At 50.7% G+C, this 19141-nt stretch carries 24 protein-coding genes; 18 read left to right on the top strand and 6 right to left on the bottom strand.

Annotation, left to right across the window (positions count from 1 at the left end; all coding sequences use genetic code 11):
• Positions 1 to 171: 171 nt before the first annotated feature.
• The 3 genes from I6L58_RS07045 to I6L58_RS07035 all read right to left on the bottom strand — a co-directional run bounded on the left by I6L58_RS07045 (position 172) and on the right by I6L58_RS07035 (position 1749).
• Positions 172 to 507 (bottom strand): hypothetical protein, encoded by a 336-nt coding sequence (locus I6L58_RS07045; RefSeq protein ID WP_254082151.1) that lies wholly within the window; start codon positions 505 to 507, stop codon positions 172 to 174.
• Positions 504 to 905, bottom strand: coding sequence for a hypothetical protein (locus tag I6L58_RS22905; RefSeq protein ID WP_254082150.1), 402 nt, complete (start codon positions 903 to 905; stop codon positions 504 to 506). The genes I6L58_RS07045 and I6L58_RS22905 overlap by 4 nt, the downstream gene beginning before the upstream one ends.
• A gap of 166 nt (positions 906 to 1071) precedes the next feature.
• The gene (locus I6L58_RS07035) at positions 1072 to 1749 is read right to left on the bottom strand and encodes an XRE family transcriptional regulator (protein WP_088207792.1); all 678 of its coding nucleotides are present in this window, start codon (positions 1747 to 1749) and stop codon (positions 1072 to 1074) included.
• 150 nt (positions 1750 to 1899) lie between these two features.
• Between I6L58_RS07035 and I6L58_RS07030 the strand changes: the two genes are divergently transcribed.
• From I6L58_RS07030 to I6L58_RS07010, 6 genes are all read left to right on the top strand, one after another.
• Positions 1900 to 2139, top strand: a complete 240-nt coding sequence (locus tag I6L58_RS07030; protein WP_072057506.1) for a transcriptional regulator — start codon at positions 1900 to 1902, stop codon at positions 2137 to 2139.
• 26 nt (positions 2140 to 2165) lie between these two features.
• Positions 2166 to 2459 (top strand): hypothetical protein, encoded by a 294-nt coding sequence (locus I6L58_RS22900; protein ID WP_088207791.1) that lies wholly within the window; start codon positions 2166 to 2168, stop codon positions 2457 to 2459.
• Positions 2460 to 2831: 372 nt separating this feature from the next.
• On the top strand, positions 2832 to 4409 hold the full coding sequence (locus tag I6L58_RS07025) for a DEAD/DEAH box helicase (protein WP_254082160.1): 1578 nt from the start codon (positions 2832 to 2834) through the stop codon (positions 4407 to 4409).
• The gene (locus I6L58_RS07020) at positions 4406 to 5377 is read left to right on the top strand and encodes a DUF7146 domain-containing protein (protein WP_088207789.1); all 972 of its coding nucleotides are present in this window, start codon (positions 4406 to 4408) and stop codon (positions 5375 to 5377) included. The genes I6L58_RS07025 and I6L58_RS07020 overlap by 4 nt, the downstream gene beginning before the upstream one ends.
• Positions 5377 to 6234 (top strand): helix-turn-helix domain containing protein, encoded by an 858-nt coding sequence (locus I6L58_RS07015; protein WP_088207788.1) that lies wholly within the window; start codon positions 5377 to 5379, stop codon positions 6232 to 6234. Before I6L58_RS07020 ends, I6L58_RS07015 begins: the two co-directional genes overlap by 1 nt.
• A complete protein-coding gene (locus tag I6L58_RS07010) occupies positions 6234 to 7070 on the top strand; it encodes an antitermination protein (RefSeq protein WP_088207787.1) in 837 nt (278 codons plus the stop codon). The genes I6L58_RS07015 and I6L58_RS07010 overlap by 1 nt, the downstream gene beginning before the upstream one ends.
• A gap of 515 nt (positions 7071 to 7585) precedes the next feature.
• Here the strand turns inward: I6L58_RS07010 and I6L58_RS07005 are convergent.
• Genes I6L58_RS07005 through I6L58_RS06995 form a run of 3 tightly spaced genes read right to left on the bottom strand, consistent with a single transcriptional unit; the run spans position 7586 to position 8512 of the window.
• Positions 7586 to 7876 carry a hypothetical protein gene (locus I6L58_RS07005; protein ID WP_047345198.1) on the bottom strand — a complete coding sequence of 97 codons (291 nt, stop codon included), beginning with the start codon at positions 7874 to 7876 and terminating at the stop codon, positions 7586 to 7588.
• A 37-nt stretch (positions 7877 to 7913) separates the two neighbouring features.
• Positions 7914 to 8324, bottom strand: a complete 411-nt coding sequence (locus tag I6L58_RS07000; RefSeq protein ID WP_047345199.1) for a coiled-coil domain-containing protein — start codon at positions 8322 to 8324, stop codon at positions 7914 to 7916.
• Positions 8325 to 8326: 2 nt separating this feature from the next.
• On the bottom strand, positions 8327 to 8512 hold the full coding sequence (locus I6L58_RS06995; RefSeq protein ID WP_047345200.1) for a hypothetical protein: 186 nt from the start codon (positions 8510 to 8512) through the stop codon (positions 8327 to 8329).
• A 53-nt stretch (positions 8513 to 8565) separates the two neighbouring features.
• Here I6L58_RS06995 and I6L58_RS06990 point away from each other — a divergent pair, with 53 nt between their 5' ends.
• The 12 genes from I6L58_RS06990 (at position 8566) to I6L58_RS06935 (ending at position 19124) form a co-directional block, all read left to right on the top strand.
• Positions 8566 to 8871, top strand: coding sequence for a hypothetical protein (locus tag I6L58_RS06990; RefSeq protein WP_052954575.1), 306 nt, complete (start codon positions 8566 to 8568; stop codon positions 8869 to 8871).
• Positions 8871 to 9401: a lysozyme gene (locus I6L58_RS06985; protein WP_047345201.1), complete on the top strand. Its 531-nt coding sequence runs from the start codon at positions 8871 to 8873 to the stop codon at positions 9399 to 9401. The genes I6L58_RS06990 and I6L58_RS06985 overlap by 1 nt, the downstream gene beginning before the upstream one ends.
• The gene (locus tag I6L58_RS06980) at positions 9398 to 9943 is read left to right on the top strand and encodes a hypothetical protein (RefSeq protein ID WP_088207786.1); all 546 of its coding nucleotides are present in this window, start codon (positions 9398 to 9400) and stop codon (positions 9941 to 9943) included. The genes I6L58_RS06985 and I6L58_RS06980 overlap by 4 nt, the downstream gene beginning before the upstream one ends.
• Positions 9944 to 10004: 61 nt before the next feature.
• Positions 10005 to 10412: a hypothetical protein gene (locus I6L58_RS06975; RefSeq protein WP_140418798.1), complete on the top strand. Its 408-nt coding sequence runs from the start codon at positions 10005 to 10007 to the stop codon at positions 10410 to 10412.
• 68 nt (positions 10413 to 10480) lie between these two features.
• Entirely contained in the window at positions 10481 to 11485 is a 1005-nt protein-coding gene (locus I6L58_RS06970) for a tyrosine-type recombinase/integrase (RefSeq protein WP_088207784.1), read from the top strand.
• A gap of 246 nt (positions 11486 to 11731) precedes the next feature.
• The gene (locus tag I6L58_RS06965; RefSeq protein WP_088207783.1) at positions 11732 to 12334 is read left to right on the top strand and encodes a hypothetical protein; all 603 of its coding nucleotides are present in this window, start codon (positions 11732 to 11734) and stop codon (positions 12332 to 12334) included.
• Positions 12335 to 12532: 198 nt separating this feature from the next.
• A complete protein-coding gene (locus I6L58_RS06960) occupies positions 12533 to 14146 on the top strand; it encodes a TerL protein (RefSeq protein ID WP_088207782.1) in 1614 nt (537 codons plus the stop codon).
• 5 nt (positions 14147 to 14151) lie between these two features.
• The gene (locus I6L58_RS06955; protein WP_058690844.1) at positions 14152 to 15603 is read left to right on the top strand and encodes a DUF1073 domain-containing protein; all 1452 of its coding nucleotides are present in this window, start codon (positions 14152 to 14154) and stop codon (positions 15601 to 15603) included.
• A 70-nt stretch (positions 15604 to 15673) separates the two neighbouring features.
• On the top strand, positions 15674 to 16207 hold the full coding sequence (locus tag I6L58_RS06950; protein WP_032629703.1) for a phage head morphogenesis protein: 534 nt from the start codon (positions 15674 to 15676) through the stop codon (positions 16205 to 16207).
• Between the two features lie 261 nt (positions 16208 to 16468).
• A complete protein-coding gene (locus tag I6L58_RS06945) occupies positions 16469 to 17671 on the top strand; it encodes a DUF2213 domain-containing protein (RefSeq protein ID WP_058690845.1) in 1203 nt (400 codons plus the stop codon).
• Positions 17672 to 17674: 3 nt separating this feature from the next.
• Entirely contained in the window at positions 17675 to 18169 is a 495-nt protein-coding gene (locus tag I6L58_RS06940; protein ID WP_088207781.1) for a structural cement protein Gp24, read from the top strand.
• A gap of 13 nt (positions 18170 to 18182) precedes the next feature.
• A complete protein-coding gene (locus I6L58_RS06935; protein WP_058690847.1) occupies positions 18183 to 19124 on the top strand; it encodes a DUF2184 domain-containing protein in 942 nt (313 codons plus the stop codon).
• Positions 19125 to 19141 lie beyond the last annotated feature (17 nt).

The raw sequence follows: 19141 nt of genomic DNA, 5'->3' as shown, positions 1-19141 counted from the left end.
GCGCATGAAAAGGTCAGATATATGGCGGTACTCCTCGCCATAGGACATAAAGAAAAGACATGCAGTTTTGTATGCTTCTTTATCTTTAATAAAAGTCATTTTTAAAACCATCCTGTTTTCAGATTGCAGGAATCCACACCAGTTAAGGCGTAATTAAATTCATTGCGTTATTTAATTAAGTTTTTCTTCGATGCTTTTTAATTCATTGCATGACTTTGCTGCATATTCATGTATCGCAGCGGCTAAATATGTTTCTTGCCTTTCATTATCTTCATCAGTGAAATATTGCTCACAATAAATACAGGAAAGCGCTTCTAACTTTCTTGCCGTAATGACGGCATCGAAAAAGAGATCGTCAATGTCGCCTATAGATGAGCGTGCATCAGCTAATAGTGTCATAACTCGATAAAGACCGTCACCAGTCTGTTTATCGTGTTCGCCATTTTCGAAAATATCAGTGATGATTTTCTCTGCTTGGTCGATTGCGTTGTTTGCGGAAATATTCATTTTTCATCTCCAGCGTATGGCGTGCTTTTTTCCAACACTTCGATATATCCATAAGCTTTTTCTCCTGTCTTGAGCATTGAACGTAGGAGACAAGACAAAGCATTATCTGTTTCACCCATATCTGGAGAGTTTCTAAATATTAATTCTAACAACGATGTATTTTCGTGAATCTCAGCAGCGAGATCTTCTAGCATTGCTGTTGCCGATTTGGGTTTTATATTCGTTTTTGTAGTTACCGGTTTTTGAGAAGATGAAATTGAGGCATCAACTAAGAGGGAGTTAATAGCCACAAGATTATCTTCGATTTCACATGGTTCGATAACTTTGTGAGATTCGATTAAAGAGACTAATACGGCCTGCGCCATTGCAATAAGTTCTATGGTGGATTTAGTACGCATATTTATATCCCCAAGCTATGTTTGAATACTTTTGTGATATCAAGTTTAACTTGATGGTTAGAGGATATGGCGAGGATATGATTTCGTCAAGTTAAACTTGATGTTTTTTTTTGGAGGAGAGATCGAAACAAAAAAAACGGGCATTGGCCCGTTATATTTCAGATGGTTAACCAAATCTGTTGATGTTAAACGGAACTGAGGAGATTACCTTGGATTGTATGTAAAGCAAGTTGAGTGCCTCTTTCTCAATGCTCCAGGGCTGATAGTTTGAATTATCTGAAAGGACTACCATTTTAGAGCCCATTTTTTGAAGACGCTTCACATAGCATTCACCATCGAAGCAGAATGCATAAATGCCATCACCATCGAAATAAGTTACAGATTTATCAAGGAAAAGTAGATCTCCCGGAGAAATGGTGGGAGTCATACTGTCGCCTCTGGCATTACCTATCTCAATATTTTTGAAAGGTCTGTTCCCAACCAGTTGGCGCGCATATTCGGGATCAAGTTCGATAGACCTGACAACATCGATGAAGTCTCCCTTTACACTGGTGCCATCGCCGCAACTAAATTCAACGTCAAGCACATTGAACCTCACGCTATCAGTATGGGGTTCATTTCTGCGCGAATTGGGAAATGTCGGGCTCTCTGACTCACCAAGAAACCATGACTGGGGGAATCCGCTGATTTCAGACAGTCTTGCAAGCCGTTTACCTCGCGGAGAAGTCTCGCCAGTAGTCCAGTATTGGACTGATTGTGCTGTTACGCCCAACTGCCTGGCTAGTTCTGCCTGACTCCATCCTTTAAGTTTTAACAGTTCATTAATTCTTTCCGCTGTCCTCATTACCCCCTCCTCGATGCAGTAGTCACAACATCAAACACCAATATGTAAAGCTAACCTTGATTTTAAGTGTACATGAGTAAATTCTATCTTGCATGTTAATTTAAACTTGATATTCTTAGTGTGTTGTCAATTTTAACTTGATGGTGTCATATGGATGAAAAAATCCGTTCTCGACTACGGAGTTCTGTCTCTCAGAGAGCGATTGCTAAGGTGCTTGGAATCTCACCTCAAGCTGTAAACCAATGGTTCTCTAAATCGGTTATCCCGCCACGTTATGTTTTAACAATATGTGAAATGACTGATTGGAAAATTGTTCCTCATGATGTTCGTCCTGATTTGTATCCATCGCCAGACGATGGGATCCCTGACTTCCTGCGGCGAAAAAGTTAAGGCTGTCTGAATTTACCGGAGGCGATATGTACCCGGATTATGTGCAGGTTGAAATGCCATCGCTTTGCAGCCAGGCAGATGCGGCTTGGATACAACAGCAATTACTGGGTTTACCTCCATCCCTGAGGCGGAAAGTCTCGCTGAAGTATGCAGAGGTTTACGAAATCACGTTTGACGCTGAACCCGTGTCATACCGCAAGGAGAACCGGGCAAGGCATGAAGCCAATGTGAGGCTTCGCCGGTTCGTTGAAACACACGGCCGTGCAATTCAGGGGTATACGGCTCTGCCACCCCTGGCTGGAACGCAACACCGCACCTGAATGATGCCGGGCTTAAAGGTGCCCGGTTGCAGTCTGACTTAAAGGTGTCAACTGCTGGTGGGGTGGTAACTCCCGGTTACCTTTTTCTGTCTCGATGTACTTGTTTGCTAGTACAGGAGTAAGGGAGAGGTAAGAGGGGGGTAAGGGGGGAGATCGGAGAGGGATGGGAATAGGCCTTTTCCAGAAGGCAGCTCCATTGGTTAGGTAGGTGCAGATCTCAGAGACTGAGCCCAAAAACGCCACTGTACTAGCAATGTGGTACGCAGTGGATCGGGTATGAAACCGGGAAGGTTTTTCCTGGAAGAGTGAAACGTAAAGGGGTTGATAATGCTGAACATCACACCGAATTTTGCACAGGAACGCGCACTCAATATGCTGCGCCGTGACTGGAAGGCATACGAATCTTTCATGATGTATATGCCGACTGGCAGCGGCAAAACAGGGCTGGCTGCTTTCGTTGCTGCTGGTCTGGTAAGCCGTGGTATGCGCGTTCTGTTTGTCGCCCCTTACACCATCCTGATTAACCAGACGGCACAGCGATTTGCTCAGTATGGCCTACCGGAAGACCAGATCAGCTTTATCTGGCGTGACCATCCGAACTATGACCCCAGCCTGCAGATTCAGATCGCCAGCGCCGACACTCTGATCCGCCGCGAATTTCCTCAGGATATCGATCTGCTGATTGTGGATGAAGCCCATCTGCGCAAACGCCGCATCCTGAAAGAGATTGAACGGATCACCACAGAAACCAAAGCGAAGGTTATTGGCCTGTCCGGTACCCCGTTTTCACCCTTCCTGGGGAATTACTACCAGCGTCTGATTAAGCCGACCACCATCGGAGAACTTATCCAGCGCGGCGATCTGAGCAATTACGAATTTTTCGCGCCAACCAAACCGGATCTGAAAGGCGTTAAGACTAAAGCATCGATGGAGTATGGCAGCGACTACGACGAAGCACAGCTGGCGGAGATTATGTGTGGCTCTGATCTGGTGGGCGATATTGTCGATAACTGGCTGCGTAATGGCCGTGATCTGCCGACGGTGGCGTTCTGCGTCAATAAGGCCCACGCCAATTACGTCACTATGCAGTTCAACAAAGCCGGTGTTAATGCCGAAGTCATGGTGGCTGAAACGCCGCACGAAGAACGCCAGTTGATGATCCACCGTTTCGAGACGGGCGCTACAAAAATCATCGTCAGCGTCGGCGTACTGGTGGCGGGCTTCGACAGTGACGTTCGTTGCATCATTTACGCCCGACCGACAAAAAGCGAAATTCGCTGGCTTCAGGCGCTGGGCCGTGGTCTGCGAACTGCCCCGGGGAAAGATGCCTGCCTTATCTTCGATCACAGCGGTACCGTCCATCGCCTGGGATTTCCTGATGCCATCGAGTACAACGATCTGCCCTCGAAAAACGACGGGATGAAAGAAGCTGCAGCCCGCGTAGCCGAAGAACGGGAGGAAAAACTCCCGAAGGAATGCCCGGAGTGTCATTTCATGAAACCTGCAGGTGTCTACGTCTGCCCGAAATGCGGATTTAAACCGCTGGTCGGCGAGGATGTGGAAACCGACACGCAACGCAATATCAAAAAGCTCAGCAAGGGCGAAAAGGTTTACACCAAATCGGACAAACAGTCCTGGTGGAGCCAGATCAAATTCTATCAGCGCCAGCGCACTTCGATGGGTAAACCCATCAGTGACGGCTGGTGTGCGCATACATTCCGCGAAAAGTTCAATGAATGGCCCAACGGGCTGAGCGATTTTCCGATGGAGATTACCCCGGAGGTAAACAACTACATCAGGCACAAACTTATCAAATTTGCGAAGGGACGGGTGAAGGCCGACAGCAAGGCGAGTGAGCCCACCGACAGCGCGGCCACCACAAACCGGATCATCAGCGCAAAACAAGAGGTTGAAAACATTCGTAGTATGCTGGGGAGAAGAACAGCGTGAAGACAGCAGAAGCGGCAAAAGGCCGCTGGACGGAAATTCTTGAACATTACGGCCTGCCGCCCATAACCGGAAAAAATCACTACAAGGGAGAATGTCCCGTATGCGGCGCGCGCAGCAAGTTTCGTATTGATGACCGCGACGGTGCCGGGACGTGGATCTGCGTATGTGGCAGCGGCGACGGCATGAAACTGCTTTCCCTCACGCAGACCGGGAAGACTTTCTCAGCACTCTGCGCGGAGGTGGATCAGCTCATTGGCAATGACTACCGCCGGGAGAAAATCCCGGTCAACAGCTCGGCGGCTAAGCTACGCCAGCGCGCCATCAGTAAATTCGCGAAGCTGCTGCCCTTGCGCGGTACCAACGGGGAAGGGTATCTGCGCCAGCGCGGGATCAACAAATTACCCTCTGAGGCGATCCGGTTCTGCGAAAAACAGCGCCATGCGGGCAGGATTTATCATGCCCTCTACGCTCTTGCCACCGATGACAAAGGTGAGTTGTGCTATCTCCACCGAACCTTACTTGAAGGGGATCGCAAAGCGCCGCTGGGGGAAAGCGCCAAACGTCAAAAATCCCTGCAGGAAGATAACTACCTCGAATATGCCCGCTCGGTAGCCATCCGTATGTTTCCCGTGTCCTCAACGCTGGGGATTGCAGAGGGTATCGAAACGGCGCTCTCCTGCTATCAGATTTATGGTGTGAATACCTGGGCGGTAATGAACAGCAATTTCATGAAAAAATTCCGGGTGCCGGCAGGGGTAAAACATCTGATCGTTTTCGCTGATATGGACAAGCATTCTGCCACCGGGCAGGCTGCGGCGTTTGAGTGCGCCCATGCCAATCTGCTGGCGAAAAATGACCTTGTGAAAGTCAGCGTACGCTGGCCGGACAACGGTGACTTTAACGATATGCTCATGAATGGCGATGAAGTTCGTGAGCTGGTCTTCTACAAGAAAAAGGTGGCTGCGTAATGCGTACTGATAACAACGAACATAAAGCACTATTCACCATCCCGACGGCAGCGCACAGCTCCGCCCTCGCAAACATCAAGCCTCTGCCCGAGCAACGGAGAATCACCGGGCATAAGCAGACTGACGCTTATCTTTGGGTGCTGGAGGTTATCCGCCTGAACGAACCCGCACATCTGGACGCAGCCGAAGCCGCGCTGGAGAAAATTAAAATCTCCCCAAAAGAGGCCGAGGAACGTTACGCGCGTTATTTGCTGGCGAATGGTGGAGATCCTTTCCAGGTTGCTTTCGGTACCATCGGCATGGATAACCCGGCCCAGGCAATCAGGAACGCCCGGGAGGACATCAAAAAAGCAGCATCAGTAAGGGCCACGTTCGGCAGCTATGAGGCAGCTCTCGAAGATGTGGAGGCCGAGCGAGTAATTAAGTCTTCCCAGAAATTTATCGACGATCATCTTTGGGGCTGGACTCCGGCCGAGAAGAAAGCTGGCAGCATTAACGGCAGCCGCATGAACGAAATTGATGAACAGCGTCGGGCATTTGTTGAGGGATATCGCGATGTGATGCCTGAGCCTTATACGCTGTCTGATGTTGTTCGTGAGTTTGTTTACTGGGACTGGCTCTACAGCGTTCGCCATAGTGCGGGAAAGGAACTCGGTTATGAATTTGGTTACTCCGAGCATCACGAATCTGTATATGACCGCGAGCGCTACCTTGAAAAATTGCTGGCAACCATCAAACCCGTAACGCGAGCTGAAGCTATCGAGGTATGCCGCTGGTTTCTGGAAAGCGGAAAGGACGAATTCATGGAAGACAACGGCGCGGCGGTCATTCTTAATCTTGTTGGGGAGTGCGAATAATGAAACTGGAGGCATCACTAAAACACTTTAGCCCTCAGGGAATGCACATCAGCGACGACGTGAAGGGAACCTCTCCGGACCGCCTTACAGGAACAGACGTAATGGCGGCGATTGGCACCACCAGCAGCCGTGCGCGCTTCGGCCTGGCTGCTTTCTTCGGCAAGGCCGGCATCAGCAAAACAGATGAACAGCTCGCAGTTCAGGCGCTGGCGCGATATGCGATGGATGTCGCACCGAAGAATGTTCGCAAAGCAGCTGGTGGGCATTTTGGATGGTGCATGCAGATGTTGGCACAATTTGCCTTTGCTGATTACTCCCGTTCGGCGGCCACCAGCGTGACATGTCACAGTTGCAGTGGTACCGGACGAACAACCCGCGAGCAGATTACCCGCAAGGTTTCGTACCCATGGGGTAAAGCTCCATACTGGGCCTGCCGCTCTCGTGCTGTTCGACCGTCTGACTGGGAGAAGTGGACGGAGGTAACAGAGGTTGTGCCGGCGGTCTGTGATGCTTGCGATGGCAAGGGAACGATCAGCGCCCGTTGCCGTTGCGGCGGTAAAGGTGAGGTGCTCGACCGCAAAGCCACAAGCGAGCGCGGCGCGCCGGTGTTTAAAACCTGCGAGCGCTGCAGCGGAAATGGATTTTCTGGGGTGCCGTCTACTGCAGCCTATAAAGCGATACTGAAGCGAGTCCCGGATTTGCACGTCAGAACGTGGACACGTAACTGGAAACCGTTTCTGGAGGGACTTGTCGACGTCTGCTACAGAGAAGAACAAAAAGCAGACTCCGCGTTTCAGGACGCAACGAACTTTCGTGATGATGTGAACAAAATTTAGCAAATTAGCGACTTTAAGCTTGATTTTGTCCGAACTTGTCATGTATGCTTCAAATCGTAGGTTATTGCGCCTGCATGAAATCAAACCCGCCTCTGAGCGGGTTTTTTGTTGATTTTAATTAACCAATAAACACCATAGTCCACGTATTGTTAATGTGTGAGCCTTACTAAAGGCATAGAAGCAAAGACTTGAATGGTGATTAGGCATGAGCGTTGTAATAATCTTAGAGGGTGGCTATAGGGATTCTCCGTCGCATCTATTGGGGGTGTTTTCTTCCGTAGAAAATGCGAAGCAAAGAGCAAGAGAGATTGTTGGCCTACCCCGTAACACTTGCTACCACGACTATTTTTCCATCTACAGGGTAATAGTGGATATTGGTGAGCCAATTCATATAGAAACCTTTGACACTGAAGACATTTTTAAGAAATGATCATCAAGCCCTGCGGTTAACCCCGTGGGGCTTTTGCGTTGTTTGCCCCAAAAAAAAACCCCGCATCATCACGGGGTTTGCTTTGCTAAATGTCTTTAATTTTATGATAGATGCTTATGGCACTGTGGTACATCAGCCTCATCTCGCTAAAATTTGACCCCTGAGATGTGTCAGTATTTTCACCCGCGCCGTAGACCGCCTCGATACAGTCTCCGATCTCTCTAATTGTTGCGGCTGGGTCATCTGAGTGTTTGATCATTAAAGCCAAAAGAAATGCCGACTTCTCATTCATTGGCCCCATGGCTGAGAGCATCAAGTCAATCTTTTTCTCACGCATTTCTTTATTGTAATTCTGTGGGTCAAGCATGCTGCTCATAAATAATTCTCCAGAGTTGTGATAGTTATCATTGGTACTACGGAAGAGTTTTCATCACGTTATCAATTTCCCTTCCTTCAAATCGTGAAGTCCAGCCGCAGGAGCCGCAATGGTAAGGAAAGTCATCGAACCCGCTACCGACCTGTTTAAGACAGTTGGGACAATAAACCGCGCTGATATACCCACCCGCGGGATTTTTTCTAAAGGCCGCGCCCATGTGCTCGACAAACTCATCCTTTGCCCGGTAAGCCGCTACTTCCTTCGTAAGTTCTACGCACTTGGCCTTCGCCTCGGCAAGTTCTTCTATGGTGGCAGCATGGGCTTTTTGAAGTACGTCGATCTGCTCTCCAATGAAAGCGATGCGCTCGCGCAGGACCTCGTTACTCTGCACAGCAGAAAGCGCGCCGATCCCGTTTTTAAGGGACGCGATAAGTAATCCTACATCCATGGTTATTCCCTAATTGTCTGTGGAATAAACAATTTAGCAATTTCCTTTGCCTGTGGAAAGCTGGGAAACCACGCGCCGGGCGTGGATAAAAACCCCGGCATTAAAATTTCTTTAGGCTGCCGATTGGCGGCCTTTTTCTTTTTCAGGCTCCGGTAACCCTCACCGATGAGCTTCATCGTTAAATTCATACCGAGAGCCTGACCCCTACACACAGCACCCGCACACTGCGAGGTGAGAGAACATGAAAATGAACGATCACTCAGGGAACATATTCACGCAGTTCTTTGCGTGGTTGGGAACACTTGCCGCTGCACTGGGCTTCACAACTCAGGACATGGTTTACATGTTCTTCGGGGCGGTTGGCCTGATTATCTCGCTGGTGTCTTACGTCAATGGGCGTCTTGATGCGCGCCGGCGCAGAAAAGAGGATGAAAAGCGAACGAAGATGATTCGCGATTATCTCGATGGAGTTAGTGATAAACCAAAATCCGAGCGTCCGGCAGCGGTCAGCGTTGTCGCGGATGCACTGACAAAGGCAGGTGAATAATGGCCCAACTGGCTAAAAAAGGCGGCGCAGTTGGCGCTATTTGTTCTGTTGCAGCGATTATCGCCATAGTGCTGGGCAATGGTAACGTCCGAACGAATGAGCGTGGTCTGGAGTTAATCGGTAATGCGGAAGGTTGTCGCCGTGATCCATATCTTTGTCCGGCTGCAAAACTCACTGATGGGGTTGGCAATACTCACGGTGTAAAAACTGGCGTGCGAAAGACAGATGCGCAGATTGCTGCTGACTGGGAACGAAATATTCTCGACGCTGAACGCTGTGTTAACTCATACGGTAACGGGGGAAATCTCAGTGATGACACGTTTTCGGCGGTGACGTCCATTACGTTCAACATCGGCTGCGGGACAATGCGTAAATCGACACTTTATGCATTCCTGCGTGAAGGTCCAAAAGCCTGGCCCTCAGCATGTAACCAGTTCCCCCGATGGGTATACGCTGGGAAAACAATCTTGCCAGGGCTGGTAACTCGTCGTGAGGCAGAGAAGCAGCTCTGTATGGATGGTCTGCAATGATCAACTTTGCCGATATTAAATCCGTATGGCGTTGGATAGTGCTGGTGGCCGTGGTGATTGTTACTGCTGTATTGTGCATCCTGCTGGCAAACAGCCGCTCTGACGTTGCTACGCTGAAGAGTGATAATGACGTTCTGCGCAGTGACAATAACCTGCAGGGGACGGTTATCGCTGCTCAAGCTTTCAACTTCAACCGGTTTAACCAGGTGGCCGAAAACGCCAGCCGACTTAACTCACTTATTGATGTCAGCTCCGATAGCACGGTTATCGAATATAGGGAGATTCTCCATCGTGAAAAAACCTGTAATCTACCTGTTCCTGCTGATGTCGCTGGTGGGCTGCTCAGCTACGCGAACAGTTTACGTGCCAGCGCAATGCTCACCGATTCCGGGAACGCTGACGCAGCCGGTGATAGCACCACTACCGCCAGCGCGCTGACGTATTGCCAGGCTGTTCTCTGGATCAAGCCGCTGCTGGCCGCTATCGAAAAAGCGAATAACCAACTGGCTGGAATACGCCAAATCGAGCAGGACCGGCAGTGATGTTTATCCCTTTATGCGGATAAGTAACCATAAATCCCCTTTAGGGGATAAAGAGATTAATGTGATGAAAAAAATAACAGTCACTGTATCGGGACTTTCTCCATTTGAAATGGAAGTGGACTATCGTCCGGAAAAAAGTGAATTAGGTAATATTCTTCGCGCTCTTTCATGCGCAACTGAAATTGCTGCAAGAGAGGCGGTGAAAATCGGCGAGGAAATATCCGTGGATATACTTCGTGAAACTGAATCATCCTATCATTTAACAGATTGTGAGCCTGCCGATACTGGGGGAACCGTTTATGAGGCAGTTTTTGAGCTGAATGATGGTAAAAAAATCCTCGGCTATTCGGATCAAGACCAACCGAAGGCGAACGGAGATTATTACCACTGTTCAGCTACCAAAGATCTGAAAGGGCGGGTTATCGTGGTGGCTAAATATGTCACTAATTTCCGTTTTACTCCTCTATGAAGTTGATATTACAGGAGCCCTTTACCGAGGGGCTTCGATAATGTTTTTTTGTGTGAGGATTGTTCAGCATGGCTTCGATAAAAGAATCCACTGATGCCAATGGACAATCAAAATATTACGTCCACTGGAAGGATGAAAAATTCGGTCATGGACGCCGCCGCATTTTTAAGAATATTGATGATGCCGCACATCTTTTCTGGCAAAAACAGAATATCGAGCTGGATTGTCGAACCGCCAGCTGGAGCGGAATAGACTATTCCTGGACTTTCCGAAAGTTAATTCTGTTTTATTTGGGATATCAGGCCAGCAAGCTGGAAAAAAATATCATACGGCTATCGTCATATACGAAATGCCGTCACGATCTCCTCGCTGTAGACGGGCCGATACTGGAAAAACATATTCTCCTTATCAGCCATCGCGATATCGTTGATTCGGTTCGCACCGGCTGCCATCGCTGGATTCGTTCGGCTTTCTTCCTGCTGGTGGAAAAGCGGCTCATCACTTTTAACCCTGTTGACCGTCCCGCGCGCCGGAAGCGTCGACCCATCACCATACCGCCATCATCATCGGTCAGGGAGTTACTGAATAACGCGCCAGTTCGTGAGCGTATCGCGTGCTGGCTCGGGATTTGTGGCCTGCGCATCGGTGAGGCTCTGGCGGTTACTTATAACGACGTGTCAGCCGACTGGATCGACATCCGGGGGCATGTTGTTGACGGCGTTATACATGAGGGGCTGAAAAGAGGCGTGGAGCGCCGGGTAAGGATGCCACGTGAGCTTTTCGCGTTGCTGGATAAAAGTAAACTCGGTACCTCTGAGCCTCTTATCTGCAATCAGTTTACCGGCGCATGCCTTGCTACCAGCTACGGCACTCAGGGCGTTCTCGTCAGAACCCTGAACGACTATGGCATTAAGCGATTCCATCATCTTCGCCACTTTGCTGTATCTCGCCTGGCAAACAAAGGCGTCGATATTCTGAAGGTTTCCCGACTTATTGGGCATTCGAACATCAAAACCACAATGGATGTTTACGGTCACCTGTTCGGTGAAGTGGTGGAGATGGATTTGGACTGAGTTATCCACATAGTGGAAATATTAGGGCGATCCACTATCTCCCCATTCTGCGCGGCCTCCGGGCATTAAATCGCAGTTTTTACGGAAAATCGATAACTCCGCATTTTTTGACGTTTTTAATTCCGCACTTAAACCCAGAAGGCTTGCGGCCTCGGAGCAGATTTTTTCTCAGAATTATTCCGCACACAAAATGCGGAAAAATGATTTTGAACAAAATATGAACAGCACTCGATTTCAGGTAAGCGTATGGCCCGTAAAAATAGCTTCAAGAAGGCCTACGTCGGTATCGTTATTGATATGGCTTTGGCCCGTAACAAGATCTCAAACCGTATGGTTGCCCAGCGACTGGAAATTGACGAGGCGACTATCCGCAACTGGCGCAAGGAACATGCCGACTTTAATCGTGCCTTTACCGAGGCTCGCGAAGTTCTGATGGAAAAAATTAACAACGTTGCAGCTAAAAGCCTGGACGTTCGCAAGCGAAAGATTGTCACCAAATCCTCGGATGGACTGAAAACAACCGTCGAGGATGTTTTACCAACGCACAATGATGTTGCGGTGTTTGCCAAAGCTCTTGGACTCGGCCGCAGTGTTTATGGGGAAGAAGACCGTCAGCGTGATGTGCTTCGTGAGGTGATGAAGCACAAGGTGGCCGGGAAATACTCCGCGCTGGAGGCGGCGCAGCTGCTTGAGGCTGAGGGGGTAAAAGTTCCGGCAACCCTGCTTATGGAGCTGGGAGCACCGAAGATTTTCGAATCGTTCAACAATATGGACGAGGCAGCCAAAGCCGACGCGGCGAACCTGACCCCGCAGGAAGCAGCAGATATCTACAAAAAATACCTGGGCTGAAAATTGCAAAAACAGGCGTTTCGAACCGTAAAAACGCTATGCACTTTTTGACCCGTTTTATGCACGTTTTATTCATCCCGATTTGACCACTTTTCTGTTCAAAACAGAGGCTTCACGCGGTTTGCGTGATGGGTGCTGTTGCGCCAGTGCGGGTAACGACCATTATGTTAAATCGGGGCGTTTTTGAGGAATTTTTCTGTGCCGATCCCGTTCCCCTTTGACTTCCGCAAACCGGACTATACCGCCGTGTTTGAGTGGAGAATGGAGAGGCTGGAGCGGATCAGGAAAGCGCCTGAAATGCTTCCGGCACTCCGTGAGTTTTACCGCACTAACCCGGCCCAGTTCATCATCGACTGGGGCATGACGACGGACCCGCGTAACCTCGATTATGGCCTGCCTGCCACCATCCCGTTTTTGCTGTTCCCCCGCCAGGAGGAATGGATTCACTGGATCATGGACAGGCGCGCCAATCTTGAGCATGGACTGACAGAAAAAAGCCGCGAAATGGGGCTTAGCTGGACCTCTATCGGTCTGGCCTGTTCGCTTTGCCTGTTCAATAAAGAAATGGTAATCGGGTTTGGTTCCCGTAAAGAGGAATATGTCGACAGTACCGGCGACCCGAAAGCACTGTTCTGGAAAGCGCGTAAGTTTGTCGAGCTGCTGCCGGTTGAGTTTCGCGGTTCATGGAATGACAAAAAGCACGCACCTTACATGCGCGTGGAGTTTCCGGAAACGGGCGCGGTCATTAAGGGTGAGGCAGGCGATAACATTGGCCGTGGTGACCGTACCACGCTTTATTTCGTGGATGAGTCGGCATTCCTCAAACGGCCATTAATCATCGATGCTGCGCTCTCTCAGACGACCCGCTGCCGTATAGACCTCTCATCCGTTAACGGCATGAATAACCCCTTTGCACGTAAGCGCCACAGCGGAAATATCCCGGTGTTTACGTTCCACTGGCGCAGCGACCCGCGCAAGGATGATGAGTGGTACCGCAACGAATGTCTGAAAATTGATGATCCGATTATCGTTGCTCAGGAACTGGACCTGAACTACAGCGCATCCACAGAGGGGATTCTCATTCCTTCTGAATGGGTGCAGGCTGCCGTCGACGCGCATATCAAACTGGGTATTCAGCCCAGCGGCCAGCGCCTCGGCGCAATGGATATCGCAGACGAAGGGAAAGACAAAAACGGCTTTTCTTGCCGCTATGGCTTCCTTCTGCAGAACGTTCACGAATGGTCTGGCATTGGCAGCGACATCTACGCTTCTGTCGTTAAATCGTTTGGGTACTGTGACGATTACGGTCTGGATGAGTTCCGTTTCGATGAGGACGGTCTGGGTGCTGGTGCGCGTGGCGATGCTCGCGTGATAAACGAGCTCAGGCAGGCTGAAGGCCGGGGAACAATCACAGCTACGCCTTTCCGTGGTAGCGGTAGCGTATTCGATCCGGAAGATGAAGCCGTTCCTGGTGATAACGGTAAAGCGGCGCGCCTGAATAAAGACTTCTTCGCGAACGCGAAAGCACAGAGCTGGTGGCATCTTCGCAAGCTGTTTCGTAACACCTTCCGCGCGCTGAACGGAATGGACTACAACCCTGACGAAATCATTTCTATAAGCAGCGAGATAGAAAATATTGACCGCCTGCTGATGGAGCTTTCACAGCCTACGTGGTCGAAAAATGCCGTCGGTAAAATCCTCGTGGATAAACAGCCTGAAGGCACAAAATCGCCGAACCTCGCAGACGCCGTGATGATTAACTACGCGCCGATGGATTCCTCTCTCGATATCTGGTCTAAGCTCGGAGCATAAAAGCTATGGCGAAAAAAACAGGAAGAGTCGCCACAGCCGACTCTTACGATAACTTTGTCGCGCGAGTTGGCATGCAGCAGCCAAATCAGCATGCAGCGTCAACTTATCGAGCTAATTACACCAGCCGTAATCGTCTGCTGTTGGAATGGGCTTATCGTTCTTCGTGGATCATCGGCGCAGCTGTCGATGCAAAGCCAGACGATATGACAAAAAAAGGTGCCAGAATAACCAGCGAAATTGACCCAAAGAGGCGGGGGATTCTGGAGGCCAGATTCGAAGAGCTAAAACTCTGGGAACGGCTGAACCTGATACTGAAATGGTCCAGGCTGTATGGTGGTGCCGTTGGATTAATCCTCATTGAGGGTCAGGCACCCCTGACGCCTCTGGTGCTGGATAAAGTGGGAAAAGGCAGCTTTAAAGGCCTCGCTGTTCTCGATCGTTGGATGATTAACCCTAATCTCGGGCGACGCATCAAGACACTCGGGCCTGAGCTTGGTAAACCCGAAACTTACGAAATCGTTACTTCTGCACAGGGTATTCCTCCCTGGACGGTGAATTACAGCCGGCTGATTCGTATGGATGGGATAACCCTACCGTACCAGCAAGCTCTCACAGAAAACGAGTGGGGAATGTCCGTTGTAGAGCGTATCTTCGACCGCCTGACATCGTATGACAGTACGAGTGTTGGTGCGGCACAGCTCGCTTACAAAGCGCATCTGCGCACGGCAAAAATCAAGGAACTGCGCAAAATTATTGCGATGGGTGGAAAACCATACGAAGCGCTGCTCAAACAAATGGATATGGTGCGCCAGTTCCAGACCAATGAGGGGATGTCTCTCTTTGATGCTGAAGATACCTTCGAAACGCACTCCTACTCGTTCGCCGGGTTATCTGATCTGCTGAGCGAGTTTAAGGAGGATATTGCTGGAGCCGTCGGCATTCCCCTGGTTCGCCTTTTTCGCCAGTCGCCGAAAGGGTTTTCAACGGGCGATTCGGATCTGGCTAACTACTACGATGACGTGGGTGCCGCGCAGGAAAATACGCTACGTGGCCCAGTTCGTCTGCTCTATGACGTGCTACACCGCTCGGAGTTTGGGGAGCCGCTGCCGGACGATTTTACGTTCGAGTTTAACCCCCTCTGGCAGATGTCAGACGTTGACCGTTCAACGGTGGCTACCAACACCACTACCGCACTGGCGACCGCTGTGCGTGAGCTGGGGATGCCTCCCGCCGCCGCGTTAACCGACCTCAGGGAAACGGCGCGTGTAACGGGCATCGGTGCATCCATTACGGACGAGGATATTGACCATGCGAAGGCCCAGTGGGAGGAGGATGAATCTGAAACCATCCCTCCGCCGACGATCGGAAATACAGTACCGCAAAAGCCTGTTGGCGATAGCAAACCAGATAGGGCAGATCGTCGATGGTACCTACGATGGTTCACAGGCCAGCGCTGACAGCATTTCGAAAACGCTGGTGGACTATTCCGAGGTAATCAGCGACTGGGCAGAGCATGTCGGGCGAAGGATGTTTGCCCAGGTCGAGCAGGAGGAATGGAATCAGTGGAAATCGGTATCAGAGGAAATCGGCGCTGGCCTGCGCGATGTGGTGGGTAATACCCCCGTCGGGCAGGTGGCGCAGGATATCGTGTACCGCCAGATTCAGCTGATGAAGTCCCTGCCGCTGGAAGCAGCCGATCGCGTGATGGACATACAACAGCGCGCAATGCAGGCGGTTATCACTGGTGAACGTCCGGACGAGCTCTACGAGATGATCATGGCCTCCGGTGACGTGGCCGCCAGCAGGGCGCAACTGATTGCCCGTACAGAGATTGGACGAGCTACCGGCGCGCTGACGCAGGCCAGAGCCCTTTCGGTTGGATCAGAGGGCTACTGGTGGCGCATCGAGGGGGCCGGAACGCGTGATTCTCACCGCAAGATGAAAGATAAATTTGTGCGCTGGGATAACCCGCCGACGCTGGACGGTATGACCGGACACGCCGGATGTTTGCCGAACTGCAAATGCTGGCCTGAAGTACAGATTCCTGCACCGAGAAAATGAAAAATACGGCTTTGAGCATTCATTCCATGCGAACTGCAATACCCGCGAAATGTTATGAAAATGTTGTATTCGAAAAGGCCGATTTTCAGCCCAGTTAATCGCTACTTTTACGGCTTTAAGGGGACATTTTAATCGAGTCCATTTTCGTCGGTGCGGGTAAGAACCCTTATGTTAAATAGCCCGTTATTTCGAACATTTTTCCCATCTCACAAGGTCGCCACTGGGCGGCCTTTTTGTTGCCCGTAATCAAGCAGGTAACCAATGAAATATTTCTTTAAAACCCGTCTTGGGAACACACGTTTTCAATTGGCCGATGGTTCGATTCTTTTCAAAGACGTACCTATCGGTCGAACCGGAGAACAGGTTTATGGCGCGCAAGAGCTGCCTGAATTAACCCCTGACAGCGACGGGCTGATTATTGTCCGCCGAACGCCTGAAGAGGTATTTAGTGAACGCACTATCGCGTCGTTCGAGGGGATGAACGTCACTATAGGCCACCCGAAAGACTTCGGCGGCAACATCATTTTTGTCACGCCGGAAAACTGGCGCAGGTTGGCAAACGGTCACATTCAGAATGTCAGACGTGGAGAGGGGGCAAACTCTGATCTGCTGCTGGCTGATGTCATCGTCAAGACGCCGGAAGCTATTCAGGCGGTTGAAGACGGAGACGATGAGGTTAGTTGTGGCTATGACGCCGACTACCGTCAAATCTCGCCGGGTGTCGCAGAGCAATATGCGATCACCGGTAATCACCTGGCCTTAGTCCCTAACGGGCGGGCTGGTTCACGTTGTGCACTGGGAGACGCTATGCCGAGCACTACTAAAAACTGGTTTACCCGGCTTTTAAAGGCCCGTAAAACCAACGACGCCGCCGAAATGGCGAACTTGATCGATAACCCACCAGAAAATATGACTGGTGATAACGACGATGTGACGTCATCCATGACCCCTGGGGGGGTGGTTATCAACCTCTCACCTCAAAACCCCATGCCTGCGCCAACGCTGCCTGTCACGACTGATGCGCAAGAAGATATCCCTGCGTGGGGTAAAGCGCTCATTGAGGCCGTGGCAAAACTCACTCCATCCAATCCAGCGACGGTTGATGAAGATGAAGACGAAAAGGGTGAGGAGGAGGGGGCGGTTACTGGCGATGCTGCTTATCGCGCTGATCTGATTCAGCCAGGCATCCAACTCCCGGCGAAGGCGAAACCAACTGCGTTTAAACGTCAGGTTCTGGCCTCTGCCGATCAGATGCTGGTTCGTTCCATCGTGGGCGATGCTGATGTTAAAAAGTTGAAAAAAGCCACTGTTGATATGGCATTCAATGCCGTTTCTGAGCTGGCTAAAAACCGCAATACCGCCGCGAAGACTGTAGACAGTTTCCGCACGATGACCACCAACACCACAAAATCTATTGCGGAAATCAATAAAGCCGCGAAAGAACTCTGGGCTAAACGAGGCTAAAACATGACTAACACCATTCTGTACCGGATGTCTGCGGGCATTGCCGGGGGTATTTCACGCCCACAGGATTTAACCGTAGAGCCGCATATTCTCGATGCGACTAAACCATTCCCGGCGTATGGGCTGGGCGGGAAGATTGTCGGGGGTAAGTTTGTTCCCATCGAGGCAGCTGACCCGGTGACAGTATTGGCGGGGATTTTTGTTCGCCCTTACCCGACGGCTTCGCAGCCCGACAAGATTCGCCAGGTTGGCACCGGCTACAACTTTGCCGGCGACAACCTGAAACGCGGTTATGTCACGGTCAATATCGGTGGTGACGCCTCTGCTGTTGCTCTCTATGCCCCGGTATTTATGCGCGTCGGCACTCCGACCGCAGCAAGCCCGCTGGGCGCTTTCCTCGCGGCTGCGGACGATACAAACACCGTTCAGATCACCAACGCCTATTTCAATGGTCCCGGCGACGCCGACGGCAACATTGAACTGGCATATAACATTTAAGGGAGCATGACAAATGCCAATGACCTTTGATCAGGCAACAGTCGACAGCACTGGTGCTTTTCTGGTTCACGAGCTGGAGCGACTCGACCAGACGCTGAACCTGCCGCTGACCTCCCAGACGTGGAGCCGCGATATCGAACTACGTGAAGACGTTTCTATCGCGGACGAGATGAGCTCTTTCACCAACACCACGTTTGCGGCCGCTGGCTCTCCTAACGCAAACGGTAAGAACTGGATCAACCAGTTAGCTACTGCCATTTCCGGGCTGAATGTCGATATCACAAAAACAGGCTTTCCTCTGGAACTGTGGGGGATGGAGCTGGGCTGGACCGTGGTTGAACTCGCAGCCGCCGCTCAGGTTGGCCGTCCGATTGACACCCAGAAGTACGACGGCATGCAGCTCAAATGGAACATGGACACGGATGAGCAGGTGTATATCGGAGACGCTGCAAAAGGTGCAAAGGGGCTTTTGAACCTGTCTCAGGTAACCCCAACGAACGCGGCGAAAACTTGGGCGACTTCTACCCCTGACGAAATCCGCGCCAGCATTAACCAGGTACTGAGCAATGCGTGGACCCGTTCCGCATATTCAAAAGTCCCAGAAGACTTGCTGATCCCGCCAGACCAATATTCTTTCCTGGCAAGCACTATCGTTTCATCTGCAGGTAATCAGTCACTGCTGACCTATCTGGAAACCAACACAATTGCTTTTCACCAGAACGGCAAGCCGCTGAATATCCGCCCTGTGAAATGGGCCATCGGCCGTGGCGTTGCAAACAAAGATCGTATGGTCGCATACACGAACGACAAAAAGTTTGTGCGCTTCCCTATGGTCCCCCTGCAGAGCGTGCCCATCCAGTATCGCGGTATCTACCAGCTCGTAACCTACTACGGAAAGCTGGGTGCTGTTGAACCGGTCTATCCGGAAACCCTTAACTACATGGACGGCATTTAAGCCAGTAGCCCCCGGAA

Source organism: Enterobacter cancerogenus (genome assembly GCF_019047785.1).
Classification (GTDB): domain Bacteria; phylum Pseudomonadota; class Gammaproteobacteria; order Enterobacterales; family Enterobacteriaceae; genus Enterobacter; species Enterobacter cancerogenus.
This window is presented reverse-complemented; position numbering and strand designations above follow the sequence as displayed.